The organism is Aeromonas sp. D3 (assembly GCF_027705025.1).
Taxonomy (GTDB): domain Bacteria; phylum Pseudomonadota; class Gammaproteobacteria; order Enterobacterales; family Aeromonadaceae; genus Aeromonas; species Aeromonas salmonicida.
Genome location: NZ_JAPDBE010000099.1, coordinates 1 through 957, shown reverse-complemented (window position 1 = coordinate 957; position 957 = coordinate 1). Strand labels below are relative to the sequence as shown.

Genomic DNA, 957 nt, shown 5'->3' with positions numbered 1-957 from the left:
TGTTGTGCAGCCAGCTCCTGACAGTTCAATATCAGAAGTGATCTGCACCAATCTCGACTATGCTCAATACTCGTGTGGGCTCTGTTGCAAAAATCGTGAAGCTTGAGCATGCTTGGCGGAGATTGGACGGACGGAACGATGACGGATTTCAAGTGGCGCCATTTCCAGGGTGATGTGATCCTGTGGGCGGTGCGCTGGTATTGTCGCTATCCGATCAGCTATCGCGACCTTGAGGAAATGCTGGCGGAACGCGGCATTTCGGTCGACCATACGACGATCTATCGCTGGGTCCAGTGCTACGCCCCGGAGATGGAGAAGCGGCTGCGCTGGTTCTGGCGGCGTGGCTTTGATCCGAGCTGGCGCCTGGATGAAACCTACGTCAAGGTGCGGGGCAAGTGGACCTACCTGTACCGGGCAGTCGACAAGCGGGGCGACACGATCGATTTCTACCTGTCGCCGACCCGCAGCGCCAAGGCAGCGAAGCGGTTCCTGGGCAAGGCCCTGCGAGGCCTGAAGCACTGGGAAAAGCCTGCCACGCTCAATACCGACAAAGCGCCGAGCTATGGTGCAGCGATCACCGAATTGAAGCGCGAAGGAAAGCTGGACCGGGAGACGGCCCACCGGCAGGTGAAGTATCTCAATAACGTGATCGAGGCCGATCACGGAAAGCTCAAGATACTGATCAAGCCGGTGCGCGGTTTCAAATCGATCCCCACGGCCTATGCCACGATCAAGGGATTCGAAGTCATGCGAGCCCTGCGCAAAGGACAGGCTCGCCCCTGGTGCCTGCAGCCCGGCATCAGGGGCGAGGTGCGCCTTGTGGAGAGAGCTTTTGGCATTGGGCCCTCGGCGCTGACGGAGGCCATGGGCATGCTCAACCACCATTTCGCAGCAGCCGCCTGATCGGCGCAGAGCGACAGCCTACCTCTGACTGCCGCCAATCTTTGCAACAGAGCC

The 957-nt window shown here is 59.5% G+C and carries 1 protein-coding gene; it reads left to right on the top strand.

Annotated features, from left to right (window positions below):
* Positions 1–138: 138 nt before the first annotated feature.
* Positions 139–903: an IS6-like element IS6100 family transposase gene (locus OKC28_RS22905; protein ID WP_001389365.1), complete on the top strand. Its 765-nt coding sequence runs from the start codon at positions 139–141 to the stop codon at positions 901–903.
* The last annotated feature ends 54 nt before the right edge of the window (positions 904–957 follow it).

Coding starts and splice junctions, on each gene's coding strand:
- OKC28_RS22905 (WP_001389365.1), top strand. CDS start 139: ATGACGGATTTCAAGTGGCGCCATTTCCAGGGTGATGTGATCCTGTGG.